Below are 18,493 nucleotides of genomic sequence, written 5' to 3'. Positions count from 1 at the left end.
TCGGGCACGAGATCAGCAGACACCCGGCAGATCCTGCCGACACAACACCCAACTGCCAAGCCAACACACCGATCTCATTCTGAAATGATCAGTTATGCCCTCGCCCACCCCGGCACTCCCGTAGACCGGTTTGCCCAGATCCTCGGCGATCCCGAAGCACAGCCGGGTCCGGCCCCCTCGACGCGCCTCGGCGTACACCGTCACCCAGGGTAGCGGTACGGCCCGATGACGTCGCTGCGCCGGAAGACCTCGACGATCCCCCAGCCGACCTGGATGTCCAGACGGTCGTGCTGGAAGACCTTCGGCTCGCCGCTTGGGTCTCAGACCACCCTCCGGTCGGCGAGCGCGGCCACCTCGGTGAAGTATGCGCGGAACAACGGCTCGTCGCCGGGCGGTATCCGGAACGCTGGCGAGGTGCTGTACCAGAAGGCGGCATGGTCGGTGCCGTAGAGCACGGCGTTCGGATCGCGTACGGTGCCAATGAATAACTGGCCGGGCCGGGCGGGCTTCTTGTAGTGCACCAGTGCCCCGAGCCACCTCAGCGGCACCCGGAGCTCGGATCTGCCCATGGTGAACAGTTCGAACACTCCCCGGTCCACGCGCAGATGCAGGTTCTCGTAGTCGAACGTCAGCGGCTCCATGGCGGGAAGATAGCCCGGCTCCCGGGTCACAGCGCGATCACCCCCGCCACGGCCGCCGCTGCCACGACCAGCACACCCACCACGTTGACGGCCATGTCGCGCTTCCAGGAGCGGCGTTCGGCCTCGATGTCCAGGACGAAGAGGGCCGGGTCGTCGGGGTCGTAGTGGATCGTGAGGTCCAGGCCCCGTGATCCGGCGGTGTCCGGTATTCCGGACTCGCAGTAGGCCGTGACCCCCCTGCCGTCGAGGGTGGTGAAGGTGACGACCGGCATCAGGTTGGTCAGGGTGTGGCCGTCGTTGGAGTCGACGGTGACGCTCTTGAGGACGGCGACGACACGGCCGGGTACGGCGGCCATGGCGGCCAGGTGGTCGATACGGCGGTTCCTGTCGCGGATGTTCCCGGGCAGGTGGTACAGGCCGGAGAGGGCCCAGGGCCCGCAGAAGCCGAGAAGCGCCCACGGCCAGCCCCAGTCGATCGCGGCGACGGCGACCAGACCGGCGTACACGAGGAAGAGCGCGAAGTTCGCCCAGCCGAGGCCGCGCCCGCCTTCGGAGAGGTCGTTGGCGAACCGGAAGGCGTGGGGTCTGCCGCGCGGATAGTGGACCCCGATCTCCCGGCCCGTCCAGGCCACGCTGATCCTCTCGCCGCGCTCACCCTCGTTGGTGACAGTGAACTCCTGCCCAGTGGACGGGTCCTGAAAGGAGACGACTACGGCGATCCCGTCGCTCGGGGAGCTTCCGTGCCGGGGCTCGTCCACCCGCACGATCCGCCCCGTCGCCCGGACCGTCCGCTGCGCCCGAGTCATCCCGGCCAGCGACATCCCGTATCCGACCAGCGCCCACGCGCCGAACACCCCGCACCACAGTGCCAGAAAAACATGCCAGTCCATGGATCAGCCTCCTGCCGAGACGCGCCGTACGACCGTGCCCTGCCCCTCCGCCTCCAGATAGGCGGTGCCTTCGGAGCCGGTCACGGAGACCCTGAGGGCCACCCTGCCGGTGAGGCGGTCGGCGGTGAGCTGCCAGGTGCGTGGGGAGCCGACGCCGAGCGTGGTCGTGGCCTCCTTCACCAGGGCGGGAACACGGTCGTACGGCAGGGAATCCAGGTCGAGTCGGGAGGACGCCTGGGTGCCGGTGGGAGCGAAGACGACCGTCAGCAGGCGTTCCTGTACGACGACGGTGAGCGCCCGCTGCTCGTCCTCGCCCTTGGCGAGCGCGGAGACGGAACTGCCCAACCTGCCCTCGTCCAGGAAGGATTGACCGGGGCCGAGGGCCACCGTGCCGGACGCCGACGACACGGTGGTCGTGGACGACGAGGAGGTGCTGGAGGAGGAGACCGATGGCCGCGCGGTGTCGGTGTCGTCCTGGTCGAACAGGTCCGCGCGGAACAACAGGACGACCAGGGCCGCGCCGAGCAGGAGACCGAGGAACCCGACCAGGGTGGCACCGCAGCCTTCCAAGGGGTCGCTGACCCGGGCCGGTCCGGGTGCCGAGTCGAGGCGGGCCGAGGCGGCCCGTTCCTCCCAGTCCGGTGTCGGTCGTTTGACGATCCTCACCTTCAGCGGCCGATCCGGCGGGTACTGAACGACCAGGATGCCGCGCGGCCGGTAGTCGGGCAGGTCGGCGAGGTTGATGTCCTGCGTGAACTCGATGCGGTACGCCGGTGCGTCGTCCGGTGCGACGGTGAGGTCGAACTTCACCGGTATGTCGCTTGTCTCACCCCCGACGGCCTCCAGGCTCTCGATCATCGCGAGGGCCAGCTGCGGCGGGATCGCTGCTTCCCAGGCGCGCCTCGGCATGCTGGCGAGGTAGCGGATCAGGACGTAGACCGCGAGCAGGCACGCTCCCTCGACGATCAGCGGCTCGTTCTCGATGACGATCCCGACGACGACGGCCGCCAGGGACGCCCCCGTCACGCCGCCCGTGAGGAACCCCCGGGCGAGCGCGACGGTCCTGTTGCGGGTGGGCGGCACCGCGGCGCTCGTGGTGATTGTCATATGGGCGATTGTGCTGGGCTCAGGTGACGTCCGCGTGTGCCCAGTTGCCTTGTTACCGAATGTGGACAGAACTGAATGAACGACACCCGCCCCTGGCGTCATCTCATGGGATGCAACGAAACAGCCGACGCGGCCGGTCGCCCTGCGAGAGCAGGGAAGGTGCCGCGTCCTGACAGACCATGGGGGAGCTTTCATCATGACCACGTACCATGCCCGCCGTACCGCCCGTTCCGTCGCCCTGGCCGCCGTCACCGCCGCGCTGGCGCTGGGCCTGACCGCCTGCGGCGGCGCTGACGACGGCTCGAAGGCGGCGGTCGGTGACCACACCGCTGGTACCGCGCAGAGCCGGTCCGCGTCCGACGGGTACGGCAAGGCCGGCGCAGAGCAGGCCCACAGCGGTGGTGAGAAGAGGGCGCGCTCAGCGATCGCCTTGGGCGGAACGGACGAGGTCGCGAGCACGGGCGCAGCGACCGGCGTCCAGCAGTGCCGCGGAGACGAGATGCAGGTCATCGCAGTGCACCGGTTCGCCGGTCAGCAGGGCGACCACCTGCTGGTCACCGCGTCGAACGAGGGCACCAAGTCATGCTGGGTCACCTCGTACCCCGCCGTGAAGCTTGGCGAGGACGTCGACAGCGCCGCACTGCCGCACTCGAAGAGGGACGCCCCGGGCGGCGACAGGCACATCACGCTCCGGCCCGGAGGCAAGGCATACAGCGCGGTAAACCTCTTCGACTACGGCTCGAAGAACCAAACGGCCCAGTCGTTCGCCATCGCGCTGCGCGGCGCGGACGGTCACAACGGCCCCTTCTACTCCGTCGACACCAAGGGGCAGAAGCCGCAGTTCAGCTGGAACGAGGCCGACGTGCTGAACTGGAGCACCAAGAAGCCGTACAACTTCTGATGTCGATCATCACGTATTTCCCCGCAGAGTCGGATTTCCCGCCCAGACATTCGAGCCTCAGGCACGTGGCTGGAGTCGTTTTCCTGGCGAACAGGGGGGCGAGGCGGTGCTGGGATGTCAGTCCCAGTCGGGTGCCGGCTGGTCGACTCGGCTGCCCTTGTGTGGTGTAGGGAGGTAGTCGCGAGCACTGTCGGGCAGCTCGGCAACACACACCGACGAACAGGTGTTTACCGACAGGGACAATACGTCAGTGGACCGGGGAGTGGACACCGGGTTTCATGCGTTGCATGACAGCGTATATGTCGTGGTTAGTTATTGTTCGAACTCGGCTGGTGTGAGGTAGCCGAGCGCGGAGTGGCGACGGCGCCGGTTGAAGTACGAAAGCCAGCGGAACAGCTCGAGCCGGGTCTGTGCCTTCGAGGTCCAGCGGCGTCCGTGGAGCAACTCGCGCTTGAGGTCCTGGAAGAAGGACTCGGCGAGGGCGTTGTCGTAACTCGAGCCGACCCGGCCCATGCTGCGGCGGATGCCGTGCCGGCGGCAGACGTCGGTGAAGGCGGCCGCGGTGTACTGGGTGCCCTGTCGGTGTGGAAAATGACGCTGCGGACCTGGCCGCTGCGGGCGGCAACGGCCATCTCGATCGCGTCGGTGACCAGCGAGGTACGCATGTGGTCCGCGATTGACCAGCCCACGACCTTCCTCGAGCTTCTCTGCACCAAGTCAAGCCAGGCGAACCCTGAAGGCGGAGGCGTGGCAGGCGAGGGAACTCGGGTGCTGCCGGAGCTACGGTGCAGTGGTGAGCAACGACTCCCTCCTGGGCCGCGCCGTCCGCCTCATCCCACTGTCCGTCGGTCATGCCGAAGCGCTTTTCGCTTCCGCGTCGGATCCCGGGGTATGGCGATGGATGCCCCGGCCCCGCCCCGACTCTCTGATACAGATGCGGGCGTTGATCACCCAGATGCTGGAGGATCCGGCCCGACGGTGCTTCGCGGTTCAACGCCTGGCGGACGAGGCGGTGGTCGGCTCGACCAGCCTGTACGCGCTTGATCTGGCCGAGGGGCGTGCTGAGATTGGCGCGACATGGTTCGATCGTTCGTGCTGGGGTGGCCCCTACAACGCTGAATCCAAGCTGCTGCTGTTCGGGCATGCCTTCGATGATCTGGGCCTGGTCAGGATTGCCTTGCGCACCGACAACCTCAACGTGCGTTCCCAGCAGGCCTTGACACGGCTGGGACTCGTGTATGAACGGACGTTGCGCAGTCACATGATGCGCCAGGACGGCACCCGTCGTGACTCGCTGTACTACAGCGTGCTGGTGGATGAGTGGCCTGCCGTGCGCGACAGGCTGCTCACCAGGATCGCGGCCAAGTCCACCGCCTGATTGCACAGCTGTCAGCACCTGGGATATCAACGAGCGGTCGTCACTCCTTCATTTGGCTGGCGCAGGGTGTTGGCGGCGAGCAGTTCCTGCAGGAGTTCGACGATGAGATCAGGCTGTCCTACGAACGGGGAGTGGCCCGTCTGCCACTCGCGCATATAGGTGCAGCGCGAGGCCATCTTCCGCTGCAGGACCGGGTCGATGGCCCGTCCTGCGCGCAGACGATGTAGGTGGAGGGAGCATGCTTCCAGCTGTGGCGCTCTGGGATGCCTCGCCCGCAGCCGGAGGCTTGCGCACGCAGGAGGCCAACCGCCCAGGTGGCGAGAGGTTCGGGACAGTCGCCGTAGAGGGTGCCGGCAGCCCGGTCGGGGTACAGGCTGGTCGAGCCGTCGGGCTCAGGGTTGATCGCGTCCTGGAGCTGCGGGGACGCGCCACCGAGAGTGGCCGCGCTCTCGCCGACATCCGGCACGAAGGCCGCCAGATAGACCAGGTGTCCCGCCCCGCGCAGCCCAGTGATCACTGACCCGCCGTAGGAGTGACCGAGCACAATCGGAGGCTCCGGCAGCGAGTCGATGACGGCCTGGACCGCGGCTGTGTCAGCCGACAATGAGCCCTTGTGGAGCTCGGTAACGACGACCTCGGTTCCTGCTGTCCGCAAGGGTTCTGCCACCAGGGCGAAGCGTTCGGGACGGTGATACAGGCCATGAACGAGCACTACGGCGGCCAATGCGCACGCCTCCTCGGGTCGGTGTAGACGAGTGATCCACGGTCGGTCAGCCGTATCGCTGCAGCAGTCCGTCCACGTACGCCTCCAGCCGTTCTCCCAGCACCTCGGACGTCAGATCGTCCCGCCCCAGTTCACGCCACGGCCCGGCCAGCTTCGCCGTGTCGGGGCAGTAGTGCAGGGCGTCGAGCAGCCGCCAGTACAGGTGGTCCGTGTCGTCGGCTAGGCCGCGGCCGCCGTGTGCCTCGTACCGCTCGCGGAAGTCCAGCCCATACGCCGGCCCGTGCAGCAGCGCGAGCGCGGTCGAGCAGTGCGCCACGTCCAGGTCGGCAGGTCCCCACGAGGTCTCGACCCAGTCGACGACACCGGTGATCCGCAGCTTGGGACCGGCTCCTGCGAAGAGTACGTTCCCGGGGTGGAAGTCGCGGTGCAGGAAGCAGCCGTCGTACGGCGGCGGGTCGCGGCGGATCACGTCGACGGCCCGCTCCCACAGGGGGCCGTCCGGGGTGCGGACGCGCTCCGGGGACGTCCACGCCTGGTACGTGCGCGGTCTTTCGGCTGGCACGACGCTGTGGATGCTGACGAGCTGGGCCGCGAGCAGGTCGAGGCGCCGGTCGAGGTCGTCCTCGTCCACGCGGACGCGGCCGGGCCGCGCGGACATCAACAGGGTCGGGTGGTCACAGTGTTCGGCCGTGGCGTCCACGGCGACGAGACCGGGCGCCGGGATGCCCTCCTGCCCGGTGAGCAGCGCCAGGACGGACGCCTCGCGGGCCAGCAGCCCGGGCCCGTGGTGGCGGAAGAACGGTTTCACGAAGGTCCGTTGCACCAGGGCCGTGCCGTCGTCGAGTGTGAGTCGGCGTATCTGGGAGCTCCAGCCGCCGGACAGGAGGTGGGAGTCGGTGACCTTGCGGCCGTGGCCGAGCTGCTTGGCCACCCATGCTCGCGTGGCCGTCCAGCCACGGTCGTCGAGGCCGGTCAGCACCGCCTCCACGAACTGCCGCCGGTCGTCGCCGTGATCGCGGAACCACATTCCCAGCTGGTGCTGTGCGTCCGGAAGGTCGAACCGCGTGTACTGGGCGCGGGCGGCCAGCACATCCTGTACGGCCTCGGTCACCGCGGCCGGGATTACCGTGTCCGTGCCCGGAACGGCGAGCACCGCCCGGCCCTCGTACGCCCGCAGCACCTGAAGCAAGGGTGCCTCCCGCCAGCTGTCCGGCTGCCGGATGATCCCGCTGAACCGCCCGTTCCCGTCCCCGAAGGGTACGTCCCACGCCTCGCCGGTGTACACGGCGGGCGCGCACAGCCCCAGCGCCGCTACCCGATCTCCGTAGTGCCGGACGAGATCGGCCACGGTCTGGCCGCTCATGCTGAACCCCACCAGGGCCAGCGGCCCGTCCGCTCCCGCATACGCGTCGATCACTGCGACGGCCTGCTCGAACCGTCGGCGCAGGCTCAACTCACTGAGCTTTCCGGTGCTTTCGCCGTGCCCGGAGAAGTCGAAGGCGATCCCGCGACAGCCATGGGCCACGAACTCCCGTACCAGCAGGAGCAGTTGCTCCGTACTGCTGGTGCCTGCGCCATGCAGCACCACGGCGGTGACCCCGGAAGGATCACCGCCGTACACACCGCTGAGCCGTTCACCGTCGTGGTCGTGCGTGAAGTCGAAGAGCATGCCCCCTATTCACTCACGCCGTGTCCTCCGTCCTCGGTAGTGTCACCGCCGGCGTCCGCCCCTGGGCGTCATCTGTTCGGGGACGGGACGGTTGGGATGCCGAGGGCAACGGGGGTTCGGCGCGTGAGGCGGGCCGCGTCGGCCTGTTTGGTGCGGACGAAAGTCAGGGTCAGGTCGATGCCGTCGATCTCACCGAGCCACTGCTCCTCCTCAGCTCGCTTGCGACGGAGGATCAGGTCCTTCTCGATCTCTGCGAGCCTCGGCAGCATCTTCGGGCTGACCTGCAGCATCGGGCATCGTACGCAGGCGTGTTCATGCTGACAGGGTGATCCATAGGGACGAGCGCAGTTGCCGAGTTCGACCTTGCGTTTGTCGAAGTGCTCCTCGAACTCCGCCCACTCTTCCGGGGTGACATCGCCGTATTCGTGCTCGGGACGCAGATCTCGGCGGTGGTTCAGGAACTCCTGGTAGTGCTTGACGATGTCCTCGGCGAAGACCGCGACGTAACCCTGTGTCGTCTGGAGATTCAGGTGTCCAAGGAGGGCGGCACCGATGTGGATCGGAAGGCCGCCGTTGACGATCTCGGTCGCGAAGAGCCGACGGAAGTCATGCGGCGTGAACTTGGTGCTGGCGAACGCCGGGGCGCTCTCTGCGATCTCCTTGCAGCTGCGTGCGAGCATGTTGAGGATCGTGTGCGGGGCGATGACATTGCGGACCGTGCCCAGCTGGCGCTGGAACAGAAACGGCATGGGGGACATCGGATCGCCCCGCTCGTCGGGCTCTACCAACGCCAGCAGCGCCGGCCGCAGTCCCGGGTTCAGCTCAGTCGCCTTCTTCCGGCCTCCGCCTGCCCGGCGGACACGCCCCAACGGGTCCTGACCGGATTCCAGTTCAGCTACCCCACGCGAGACCGTACCCTCCCGGACCCCGGCCGCCGCAGCAACGAGCCTGATCCCGCCATGCCCCAACGACCGCGCTTCCGCCCCTATGACCAGCCGACGCTGACGTTCATCCAGATGCGGCAACAATGCCTGGAACTTCGCAGCCAGGACGGCCTCGATCCCCTCCGGTCTCCCCATACCAGAACAACGACCCCCACAGCCGGAAGCTACGACTTGTTTCCCGGCAAGCCCTTACTGCTGACTTGCTGGCCCCCTTCCCCATGTGGCCGACTTTCCCGGCCTCGGAGTACTACGGAGCCTCCGTCCTGTCCGACGGCCATCAGCCGGCGATGGACCTGCCCCGACCGGACTGGATGTCCGATACAGGGGCGACCGCGGACAGTTCCCACGTTCACCACGAAATCGATCGGCAGGTGAGGCGCCCAGCTCTACCCCGGCAGCATCGCCACGCTTACGCCGCAGACTTTCGGCGTGGCCTCCCCACCGATGAGTAGAGTCGGCTTCGGAGTCGACCACCGAAGAGCGCGGGTGGTCGTGCACTGCGTCCGGCCCAGATCCGCCAGGTTCGAGCCGGTGTCGTAATTACGGGGCGTCAGGCACTGATTTCTCGCGTGCACCTTCCTGTCTCGCTAGCCGGACCCGGATCGTCTGGCAGTACCAACCCGTCCCGGCGTTGTCGGGGCTGCTTACCGCTCGGCTCGGCATCCCCCGAACCGAACTGCCCCCAGCTTCAAACGGATTGCTACGACAACCCGGTGGTGAAGGTCTCTCACCTCACTCGATTCCATGGCGCCTCGTGGCGCACCCACCCGCTACGAGAAACGCGCCTACATCTACCTCGGCACCGTCACCCTCGCGGCCCTCGCGATCTGGCTCCGAACGTGATCCAAGAAACAGTGCCTAACATTGCGCCCTTTCCAGGTGGTTGCCTTGCCGGTCTCGGCGGTGGCACCGTACTCGCGCATCCACGTTATGCAGACCTGCCGCCCGCGAACTGCCCGGCATTGCACCAGGCCGGACGGTGGCCGAGTCTCTCATCAGCGTCTCCGACGGCACCCCTCGGGCCTGGCGACACCCCCAGGTCATCCGTTCGACAGAGGGGACACAGTCATACCGGGCCCGGAAACCAGCGGCCCCATTGCAGGACCTCGAAAAACATAACGGGGGTCGCTGTGCCGAGGCGGGACCGAGACCATCACCGGTAGAAGGCATATTGCCGCCTGGTCGCCAGCCGACGTACCGGGAACGACACCACGGACAGCGGGCTGCGACGGCCCCGAGTACGACACGGTATGGGCGACGCGTCTCTGCGGGTTCGGTCCGCAGCACCACTGCGGCTGGCACGTCGGGGAGATCTGTCTTCAACCGCGCCGATGCCTCTCTGCGGGTTCGTCCCACAGCACTGTCCGAGATGCTCGACACCTGCAACACCCGACCCCGCTCGGCGATTTACCGCACGACCACGGCCCGGACTCCGGCCGGCCAACCTGCGCCAGCTCTACCCGGCCCGCCGCCACGCTCCAGCCGCTCTCAGCACCATCGGCTGTACCGGTGAATCCTGGGGCCGGAGTAGCAGATGAGGTCTTCGGAGTAGGCCGTTCGGGTGAAGTCGTCGCGGGCATCTTGTCGGCATCTGGTGGCTTTGGCGTACTGGGAGGACACACCGGCAGAGGCCGCCCACCTCATGCCGGGGGAAGGCAGAGCACTGGGGCTGCCAGTTCTGCGTGCCCTGCGGGGCGGCAGCACTGACTGCGGTCCCCTGTCGGCTCGGTGAGCCGGGGCGACCACGTTCCCGCGGCGGCAATGCCCATGCCGCCTGAATGGGGCCGCTGCTCCTCCGGTGCCAGCGCGCACTTCGCAACGGTCCGTTGCCACCGTTCGGCAAGACCCCGGGCTGTTCCGCGTTGCCGTGCGGCGCCTCGGGGCGGACCCGTGCGGGCCGGCTCGTACGGGAGGCGCCGGCAGGCCTGCCGTGCCCTCGCCCTCCACGCCCGCGCAGCGTCACCGCGCTCTTCCCGGCCGGCCCCGCGCGAATCGCTTTGCGTCTTATCCATCCTGATGGAGCGTCATGTTCACTGCTTATGTCCCCGGCTCCGGCCCCTTCGGTGGGCCCCGCCCTCCGCACTGTCTTCACCATCCGGACGATCGCCGGCGGGCCGTGTCACCAGTGCCCTGCCCACACGCCGGCACGGGGGCGGTGAGACGGACCGTCACCCGCTGCATGCGCGCCGGCATGGTCGCAGGCCGGGTCAGCCTGCTCTGTACGCGCAGGTCACCGGTAGGCACGAGTGCGGTGGGGAGGGCGTTATGAGTGTGTACCCGAACCAGGGTGCGTACAGCGGCGGCACCCAAGTGGTCATCGTCGGCCGCAACTTCCTGGACGCGACCGCGGTGTCCTTCGGCGCCCGGGCGGCCCTGGCGTTCACAGTCCTGGACGACCGCACCATCGTCGTGGTGACGCCCGCAGGCAATGGCACCGTGCAGGTCGCCGTCACCACATCCGGCGGCACCGCCCCGGTGGGCACCTTCTTCTACCTGCGTTGGCCGGCGCTGTCCGGCCTCGTTCCCACCACCGGCCCGCTTTCCGGGGGCGGGACCGTGGCACTGACCGGGACGGGCCTCAGCATGGCGAACAGCGTCCATTTCGGCAACGCGGCGGAGTTCCCCACCGTTCTGAACGACCAGCAACTGCTCGTCACCGCTCCCCCCGCCGCGGTGCCCGGCACCGTGGCCGTGTACGCGATCGCGATCGGCGGCGTCAGTAACCAGCTGGTGTACAGGTACGCGGCCACTCCGCAGGTCTCCTCGGTCACTCCCGCCGACGGTCCGGTCGCCGGTGCGACGACGATCGTCATCGGGGGCACCGGGCTGAGCGCGGCCACCGGCGTCACCGTCGGAGGAATCGCCGCCCCCTCCTTCCGCTCGTACTCCGACGCGCTGATCCTCGCCGTGACGCCACCAGGTGTGGCCGGACCTGCCGCAGTCGCGGTAACCACTCCCGGCGGCACCTCCGCGCTGCCGGACGCATTCTCCTACCTGGCGGCCTCGGTCACGGCGCTGACCTCCGAGCCCGATCCGTCCGTCTCCGGTCAGCCGGTCGTGTTCACCGCGACCGTGACGGCGACCCCGCCTGCCGGCATGCCGAGCGGGACTGTCACCGTCGGCTTCGGCGACGGGACACCGCCGGTGACGGCGCCGCTGGTAGAGGGCACGGCCACGGTTACGCACGCCTACGCCGACCCCTCTGGCAGCCCGGACACCGTCACCGCCACCTACAGCGGCGACGACCTGCGCTATCCGTCGTCCGACACGGTCACCCACACGGTGCAGCCGGCGGCGACGACGGTCACCGTCGCACCGACGCCCGACCCGTCCGCGGCCGGCGAGCCCGTCACCTTCGTGGCGAGGGTTGCCCCGGTCGCGCCGGGTGTTGGCACGGTCACCGGCACCGTGACGTTCGACTTCGGTGACGGCACCGCCCCGGTGACCGTCGTGGTGTCCGGGGCGGCCGCTTCCACGACGCACGCCTACGCCCACACGGCCGGCACCCCGTACACCGTCACCGTCGACTACAGCGGCGACGCCGGCTTCGCGCCCGCCACGGGGACGGCCACCCAGAGTGTGGTGCCGGCCGACAGCACCACGCTGGTGAGCCTTACCCCCACGCCCTCCGCCACGGGCGAGCCGGTGACCGTGACCGCCGCGGTGGCCGCGGCCCCGCCGGGGGGCGGCACACCGACAGGCACAGTGACGTTCGACTTCGGCGACGGCACCACCCCAGTGACCGCGCCGCTCACGGCCGGTGTCGCCACCACGGCGCACGGCTTCGCCGGTACCGCCGGCAGCCCCTTCACGGTCAGCGCGGCCTACGGCGGCGACGCCGACATCGCGCCCTCCATGGGCACGAGCAGTCAGACCGTCCAGCCCGCCGCCACCACCACCGCCTTGGGCGCAGCACCCGACCCGGCGGTTGTCGGCCAGCAGGTCACCTTCACCGCGACCGTGACCACGACTCAGCCCGGCGTCGGCGCGCCGACCGGCACCGTCACCTTCGACTTCGGCGACAGCACCCCACCCGTCACCGCCACGCTCTCCGCCAGCGGCGTCGCTACCACGACGCACACGTACGGCAGCACCGCCGACAGCCCGTTCACCGTCACCGCGACCTACGACGGCTCGCCGGACTGCACCGCCTCCCAGGGCACGGGCAGTCAAACCGTCCAGCCCGCCGCCACCACCACCGCCTTGGGCGCAGCACCCGACCCGGCGGTTGTCGGCCAGCAGGTCACCTTCACCGCGACCGTGACCACGACTCAGCCCGGCGTCGGCGCGCCGACCGGCACTGTCACCTTCGACTTCGGCGACAGCACCCCACCCGTCACCGCCACGCTCTCCGGCGGCGTCGCCACCACCACGCACGCCTTCACCCAGGCGACCGCCACGTACCCCGTCACGGCCACCTACAACGGCGCCCCCGACTACATCACCTCCCAGGACAGCGGAGGTCAGGCCGTCCAGCCCGCCGCGACCACCACCACGGTCGACGCAGCACCCGACCCGGCGGTCGTCGGCCAGACAACGACGTTCGTCGCGCGGGTCATCCCGCAGGCACCGGCGTCCGGTTCGCCCTCCGGCACAGTGACGTTCGGCTTCAGCGACGGGACCGGCCCGCTCACGGCACCCGTGGTCGGCGGCACCGCGATTGTGACCCGCACGGGTCCCGGCGTCTCGGACAGCCCGATCACGGTGACCTCGGCCTACAGCGGCGACTCCGACTTCACGGCCTCCACGGGCTCGGGCACCGTTGCGGTCGCCCAGGCGGTGACGACCACGGAGGTGAGAGCCGCTCCGGATCCGTCGGCGACCGACGAGGCGGTCACCTTCACCGCGACCGTGGCCGCGCTCCCGCCCGCGAGCGGCACCCCCACCGGCACCGTGATGTTCGACTTCGGCGACGGCACCACGCCGGTCAGCGCCGCTCTCACCGGCGGTACCGCGACGACCGTGCACACGTACACCGGCGCGGCGGTCGTCCCGTACAGCGTGAGCGTGACGTACGGCGGGGACACCGACTTCACCGCCTCCACCTGCGCGGCCACGCACACGGTCGAGCCGGCCGGGACCACGACCGCCGTCACCACCTCCCCGGCCCCGTCGGTGACGGGCGAGCCGGTGACCGTCACGGTCGTGCCGGCCGGTTCAGGGAGCACCATCCCGACCGGCACGGTGACCGTCGATTTCGGCGACGGCACCTCCGCCGCCACCGTCCTGCTGGTGGCGGGCACGGCGACGGTCGTCCACGCGTACACCGGCACGGCCGGGAGCCCGTACACCCTCACCGCGGACTACAGCGGCGACACCGACTTCGCCCCTTCACAGGGCACCGCCGTCCAGACCGTCACCGCCGCGGCCACCACGACCTCGGTCGCCGCGACCGCGGAACCCTCTGCGACGGGCCAGACCGTGACGCTGATCGCGCGGGTGGCCGCCGTCCCGCCGGGCAGCGGCGCTCCCAGCGGGTCGGTGACGTTCGACTTCGGCGACGGCACCACGCCCGCCACAGCCGCCCTGACCGGCGGCACAGCGAGCGCCACCCACGCCTATACCGGCACCGAGGGCAGCCCGTACACCCTCACCGCCGCCTACGACGGGGACACCGACTTCGCCCCCTCCACCGGAACCGGCACCCATGCGGTGGCCGCCTCCGTGTCCGCCACCGCGACCACGGTCACCGCCGCGCCTGAGCCGTCCATCAGCGGCCAGGAGGTCACCTTCTCCGCCTCGGTGGCCGCCGTCCCGCCGGCCTCCGGCACCCCCACCGGGACGGTGACCTTCGACTTCGGCGACGGGAGCACGCCCGTGGCCGCCACGCTGAGCAGCGGCACGGCCGACTGCACCCACACGTACGCCACTGCGGCCGGGAGCCCGTACACCGTGACCACGGTGTACGGCGGCGACGCCGACTTCGCCGGTTCCACCGGCATCGAGACCCACGGCGTCTCGCCGGCCGTCTCGACGACGGCTCTGGTCACCGCCCCGGCCGCCGCTCCGACGGGCCAGTCCGTCACCTTCACCGCGACCGTCACGGGCGGCGGGGACACGCCGACCGGCACGGTGACGTTCGACTTCGGCGACGGCACCCCAGCGGTGACCGTGCCCGTCATCGGCGGTGCCGCCACCACCGTGCACGCCTACGCCCACAGCGCCGGCAGCCCTTACCCGGTCACCGCCGCGTACAGCGGCGACGCGAGCGTCACCGGTTCCACGGCCACCGGTACGCAGACCGTGACCGCGGCGGCGTCGTCCACCGCGATCGTCGCGTCGCCTGGACCGTCCGTCGTCGGGCAGGAGTTCGTGTTCATCGCCACGGTGGGAGTCCTGCCGCCCGCGTCGGTGACGCCGACGGGCACGGTGACGTTCGACTTCGGCGACGGCACGCCCGCGGTGACGGTGCCCGTGTCCGGCGGCGTGGCCGTCGGCACCCACGCGTACACCGACACGACGGGCAGCCCGTACACCATCAGCGCCGCCTACAGCGGCGACGGCGACGTCGCCGCATCCAGCGGCGCGATCGGCCAGGCCGTCGGCCCGGCCGGGACGACGACGAGCGCTGCCGGCTCGCCGGCCTCGTCCGTCGTCGGCGAGGCGGTGACCATCACCGCGACCGTCACACCGGTCGCGCCGGGCAGCCACACCCCGACCGGCACGGTGATGTTCGACTTCGGCGACGGCACCGCGCCGCTGACCGCTCCCCTCGTGGGCGGCGCCGCAACGGTCGCTTCCCCTTACACCGCCGCGACCGGGCGCCCGTACGTCGTCACCGCCGAATACAGCGGGAGCACCCAGTACACCGGCTCCCTCGGTACGGCCACCCAGACCGTCGGGCAAGCGGGGACGACCACGACGGTGTCCCCCACGCCGGATCCGTCCTTGGCCGGGCAGCCGGTGACCGCCACCGCGACGGTGGCCCCCGCCGGGCCTGGCGCGGGCACTCCGACAGGCACCGTCACCTTCGATTTCGGCGACGGCAGCCCACCGGTACCGGCGCCGCTCGGCGGGGGTACCGCCACCGCCGAGCACACCTACGACGGCCAGGCGGTCGGCGGCTGGACCATCGGCGCGGCCTACAGCGGCGACGGCGACTTCGCCGCCTCGGCGGGCACCGCCACGCAGACGGTACGCCGGGCCATGACCGGGTTGGCCGTCGCGTCGTCCGCCGGTCCTTCCGTGGCCGGGCAACCGGTGACCTTCACCGCCACGGCGGCAGCCCTGGCGCCGGGCGACGGCACTCCCACGGGCACGGTGACCTTCGACTTCGGTGACGGTACCGGCCCGGTCACGGCGCCCCTCATCGGCAGGGCAGCCACAGCCACCCACACGTACACCGACGCCGAGGTGTCGGGCACCCCGTACTCCGTCACCGCGGCCTACGGTGGGGACACAGGTTTCCGGCCCTCGAACGGCGCCCTCACTCAAACGGTGGCTCGGGCCGGCACGGTCACGGCCGTGACCACGGCGCCGGACCCGTCCGTCGCCGGTGGGCCGGTGAGCGTCACTGCGGCGGTTACCCCCGTGGCGCCGGGCGCGGGCAGTCCGACCGGCACTGTCACCTTCGACTTCGGCGACGGCACTCCCGCGGTGACCGTGCCCATGGCCGACGGCACGGCCGTGAGCACTCACGCCTACCTGGAGACGGGGGGCAGTCCGTACACCGTCACCGCGGCCTACGACGGGGACACCGACTTCGCACCCTCCTCCGGAACCGACACCCACACCACGGGCCAGGCCGCCACGACCACCGCGCTGAGCGAGCTGCCGGACCCCTCGGTCACCGGGCAGCCGGTGACGTTCACCGCCGTCGTGTCGGCCGCGGCGCCGGGCACGGGCCTGCCCACTGGCAGCGTGACGTTCGACTTCGGGGACGGCAGCGCACCTGTGGCTGTGCCGTCGGCCAGCGGCACAGCCACGGTCCAGCACACGTACTCCGCCCAGACCGGCAGCCCTTACACGATCACTGCCGCCTATGACGGGGACGAGGACTTCGCCGCTTCAGTGGCCACGGCGACGCACACCCTGCTGCGGGCCAGGACCGAGGTGACCATCACACCCTCGAATGAACCTTCCGTGGCCGGGGAGACGGTGGCCTTCACCGCCACGGCGGCAGCCCTGGCGCCGGGCGACGGTACTCCCACGGGCACGGTGACGTTCGACTTCGGTGACGGCACCCCTTCGGTGACCGTGCCCGTGTCCGGCGGCACAGCCCTCGGCACGCACACCTACACCCACGCGGCCGGTACCCCGTACGCCGTCACCGCCACCTACAACGGGGACACCGGTTTCCGGCCGTCCACCGGCGTGCTCGCCCAGATCGTGGGCCGGGCCGGAACAGCCACGAGCGTGACCACGTCGCCGGACTCCTCCGTCGTCGGCCAGTCGGTGGCCCTTACCGCGACCGTGGCCGCGATCACGCCAGGCGTTGGCACCCCGACCGGCACGGTGACGTTCGACTTCGGTGACGGCACCCCCGCGGTGACCGCCGCCCTGAGCGGTGGAACCGCCACCGCGACCCACCCGTACGCCGGGACCACGGGCAGCCCGTACCCGATCACCGCCACCTACGGCGGGGACACCGACTTCGCACCCTCCGCCGGAGCCGCCGCCCACACCACGGGCCAGGCCGCCACGACCACCACCGTGACGACCTCCCCAGATCCCTCCGCGCCGGGGCAGCAGGTGACCGTCATCGCCCGGGTCGGCCCCGTCACACCGGGCGCCGACACGCCGACGGGCAGCGTCACCTTCGACTTCGGCGACGCGACGCCGCCCGTGAGCGCGCCGCTGTCCGGTGGCGTCGCCACCGCCACCCACACCTTCGCCGACGTTTCCGGCAGTCCGTACGATGTGACTGCCGTCTACACCGGCGACACCCGATTCATGGCCTCGTCCGGCAGCGGCACGCAGACCATCACCGCTGCCGCGGTCGCCACCACGACCACGGTGGCCTCCGCGCCGAACCCTTCGGTGACGGGCCAGACGGTGAGCTTCACCGCCACCGTGTCCGCGACGGCCGCAGGAGCGGGGGTGCCCACGGGAGGCGTGACGTTCGACTTCGGCGACGGCACGCCTCCCGTGACCGCCGCCGTGAACGGCGCGGTCGCCATCGCCCAGCACACGTACACCGGCCCGGCCGACAGGACGTTCTCCGTCACCGCCGCTTTCAGTGGCGACGCCACGTTCAGTTCCTCCGCGGGCACCACGGTCCAGACCGTCGACAAGGCGCCGGCCACCGCGACCGTGACTACCTCGCCGGACCCGTCCGCGGCCGGCCAACCCTTGACGATCACCGCCACGGTGACACCCGCCGGTGCCGGCGCGGGAGTGCCGACCGGCACGGTTACGTTCGACTTCGGCGACGGCACACCGTCCGCGTTCACGCCGCTCACGAACGGCATGGCCCGGCTCACCCATACGTACGCGCACGCGGTGGGCAGCCCGTACCCGGTGACCGCCTCCTACAACGGTGACGGCGACTTCACCCCGGTCGGCGCCGCAACGACCCAGACGGTGACCGCGGCACTCGCGACGGTGGCCCTGGCTTCGTCCCCGGACCCGTCGGTGGTCGGCCAACCAGTCACCTTCACCGCGACCGTCGCCCCCGTCGCGCCGGGTGCGGGAACCCCCACCGGCACCCTCACCTTCACCTTCGGCGACGGCACCGCACCCGTGACCGCTGCACTGACCGGCGGCATCGCAACCGCTCAGCACGCATACGGCGCTACGGGGCCGTATGCAGTGGCCGCCGCCTACAGCGGCGACGCCGACTTCGCCGCCGCGGCCGGTACGGACGCCCAGACCGTCAGCCGGGCCATGACGACCACGGGTCTTGTCTCCTCTCCGGACCCGTCGGTGGTGGGCCAACCGGTCACCTTCACCGCGACCGTCGCCGCCGTCGCGCCGGGTGCGGGAACGCCCACCGGCACCGTCACCTTCACCTTCGGCGACGGCACCGGGACCGCCCCGGCACCCCTGGTCAACGGGGTCGCCACCACGCAGCACACCTACAGCGCGGCCGGGCCGTACACCGTCACCGCCGCCTACGTCAACGACAGCAACTTCCGTTCCTCCAGCGGCACCAGCACGCAGACCGTCAACCAGGCCACGACCACCACCACCGTCGCCACCACGCCGGACCCGTCGGTGGTGGGCCAACCGGTCACCTTCACCGCGACCGTCGCCGCCGTCGCGCCGGGTGCGGGAACGCCCACCGGCACCGTCACCTTC

Annotated in this window: 8 protein-coding genes and 3 pseudogenes; 3 read left to right on the top strand and 8 right to left on the bottom strand. The window is 70.3% G+C overall.

The features are described 5' to 3' along the window. Positions 1 to 320: 320 nt before the first annotated feature. Genes ACFYY1_RS41990 through ACFYY1_RS41980 form a run of 3 tightly spaced genes read right to left on the bottom strand, consistent with a single transcriptional unit; the run spans position 321 to position 2,638 of the window. A complete protein-coding gene (locus ACFYY1_RS41990; RefSeq protein WP_388595279.1) occupies positions 321 to 641 on the bottom strand; it encodes a hypothetical protein in 321 nt (106 codons plus the stop codon). A gap of 26 nt (positions 642 to 667) precedes the next feature. Further along, positions 668 to 1,531, bottom strand: a complete 864-nt coding sequence (locus ACFYY1_RS41985) for a DUF3592 domain-containing protein (protein WP_388595277.1) — start codon at positions 1,529 to 1,531, stop codon at positions 668 to 670. Positions 1,532 to 1,534: 3 nt separating this feature from the next. Continuing rightward, positions 1,535 to 2,638, bottom strand: coding sequence for a hypothetical protein (locus ACFYY1_RS41980; RefSeq protein ID WP_388595275.1), 1,104 nt, complete (start codon positions 2,636 to 2,638; stop codon positions 1,535 to 1,537). 196 nt (positions 2,639 to 2,834) lie between these two features. Here ACFYY1_RS41980 and ACFYY1_RS41975 point away from each other — a divergent pair, with 196 nt between their 5' ends. Continuing rightward, positions 2,835 to 3,539, top strand: a complete 705-nt coding sequence (locus ACFYY1_RS41975) for a DUF4232 domain-containing protein (protein ID WP_388595273.1) — start codon at positions 2,835 to 2,837, stop codon at positions 3,537 to 3,539. Positions 3,540 to 3,851: 312 nt separating this feature from the next. Here ACFYY1_RS41975 and ACFYY1_RS41970 read toward each other — a convergent pair. After that, positions 3,852 to 4,279, bottom strand: a pseudogene (locus tag ACFYY1_RS41970) (IS3 family transposase); the annotation flags it as partial. A 53-nt stretch (positions 4,280 to 4,332) separates the two neighbouring features. On the opposite strand from ACFYY1_RS41970, the gene ACFYY1_RS41965 reads away from it, so the two are divergent. Further along, positions 4,333 to 4,917, top strand: coding sequence for a GNAT family N-acetyltransferase (locus tag ACFYY1_RS41965; protein WP_388595272.1), 585 nt, complete (start codon positions 4,333 to 4,335; stop codon positions 4,915 to 4,917). Positions 4,918 to 4,943: 26 nt separating this feature from the next. Here ACFYY1_RS41965 and ACFYY1_RS41960 read toward each other — a convergent pair. The 4 genes and pseudogenes from ACFYY1_RS41960 to ACFYY1_RS41945 form a co-directional block, all read right to left on the bottom strand. Then, a pseudogene (locus tag ACFYY1_RS41960) lies at positions 4,944 to 5,641 on the bottom strand (alpha/beta hydrolase). A gap of 46 nt (positions 5,642 to 5,687) precedes the next feature. Next, positions 5,688 to 7,310: an alpha/beta fold hydrolase gene (locus tag ACFYY1_RS41955; protein ID WP_388595271.1), complete on the bottom strand. Its 1,623-nt coding sequence runs from the start codon at positions 7,308 to 7,310 to the stop codon at positions 5,688 to 5,690. A gap of 68 nt (positions 7,311 to 7,378) precedes the next feature. Further along, entirely contained in the window at positions 7,379 to 8,059 is a 681-nt protein-coding gene (locus tag ACFYY1_RS41950; protein WP_388595283.1) for a site-specific integrase, read from the bottom strand. Next, positions 8,057 to 8,389, bottom strand: a pseudogene (locus ACFYY1_RS41945) (ISAzo13 family transposase); the annotation flags it as partial. The gene ACFYY1_RS41950 and the pseudogene ACFYY1_RS41945, both read right to left, overlap by 3 nt. Before the next feature lie 2,130 nt (positions 8,390 to 10,519). Here ACFYY1_RS41945 and ACFYY1_RS41940 point away from each other — a divergent pair. Further along, positions 10,520 to 18,493: Ig-like domain repeat protein (locus ACFYY1_RS41940; protein ID WP_388595270.1), on the top strand; the 7,974-nt coding region annotated here is incomplete at its 3' end.

The organism is Streptomyces sp. NPDC001890 (assembly GCF_042891445.1).
Classification (GTDB): Bacteria; Actinomycetota; Actinomycetes; order Streptomycetales; family Streptomycetaceae; genus Streptomyces.
The sequence above is the reverse complement of the archived record's forward strand: the minus strand, read 5'-3'. Positions and strand labels throughout refer to the sequence as shown.

Excerpts from the sequence above, each read along its gene's own strand:
- ACFYY1_RS41990 (WP_388595279.1), bottom strand. The coding sequence starts at position 641 with ATGGAGCCGCTGACGTTCGACTACGAGAACCTGCATCTGCGCGTGGAC.
- ACFYY1_RS41985 (WP_388595277.1), bottom strand. The coding sequence starts at position 1,531 with ATGGACTGGCATGTTTTTCTGGCACTGTGGTGCGGGGTGTTCGGCGCG.
- ACFYY1_RS41980 (WP_388595275.1), bottom strand. The coding sequence starts at position 2,638 with ATGACAATCACCACGAGCGCCGCGGTGCCGCCCACCCGCAACAGGACC.
- ACFYY1_RS41975 (WP_388595273.1), top strand. The coding sequence starts at position 2,835 with ATGACCACGTACCATGCCCGCCGTACCGCCCGTTCCGTCGCCCTGGCC.
- ACFYY1_RS41955 (WP_388595271.1), bottom strand. The coding sequence starts at position 7,310 with ATGCTCTTCGACTTCACGCACGACCACGACGGTGAACGGCTCAGCGGT.
- ACFYY1_RS41950 (WP_388595283.1), bottom strand. The coding sequence starts at position 8,059 with ATGCCGTTTCTGTTCCAGCGCCAGCTGGGCACGGTCCGCAATGTCATC.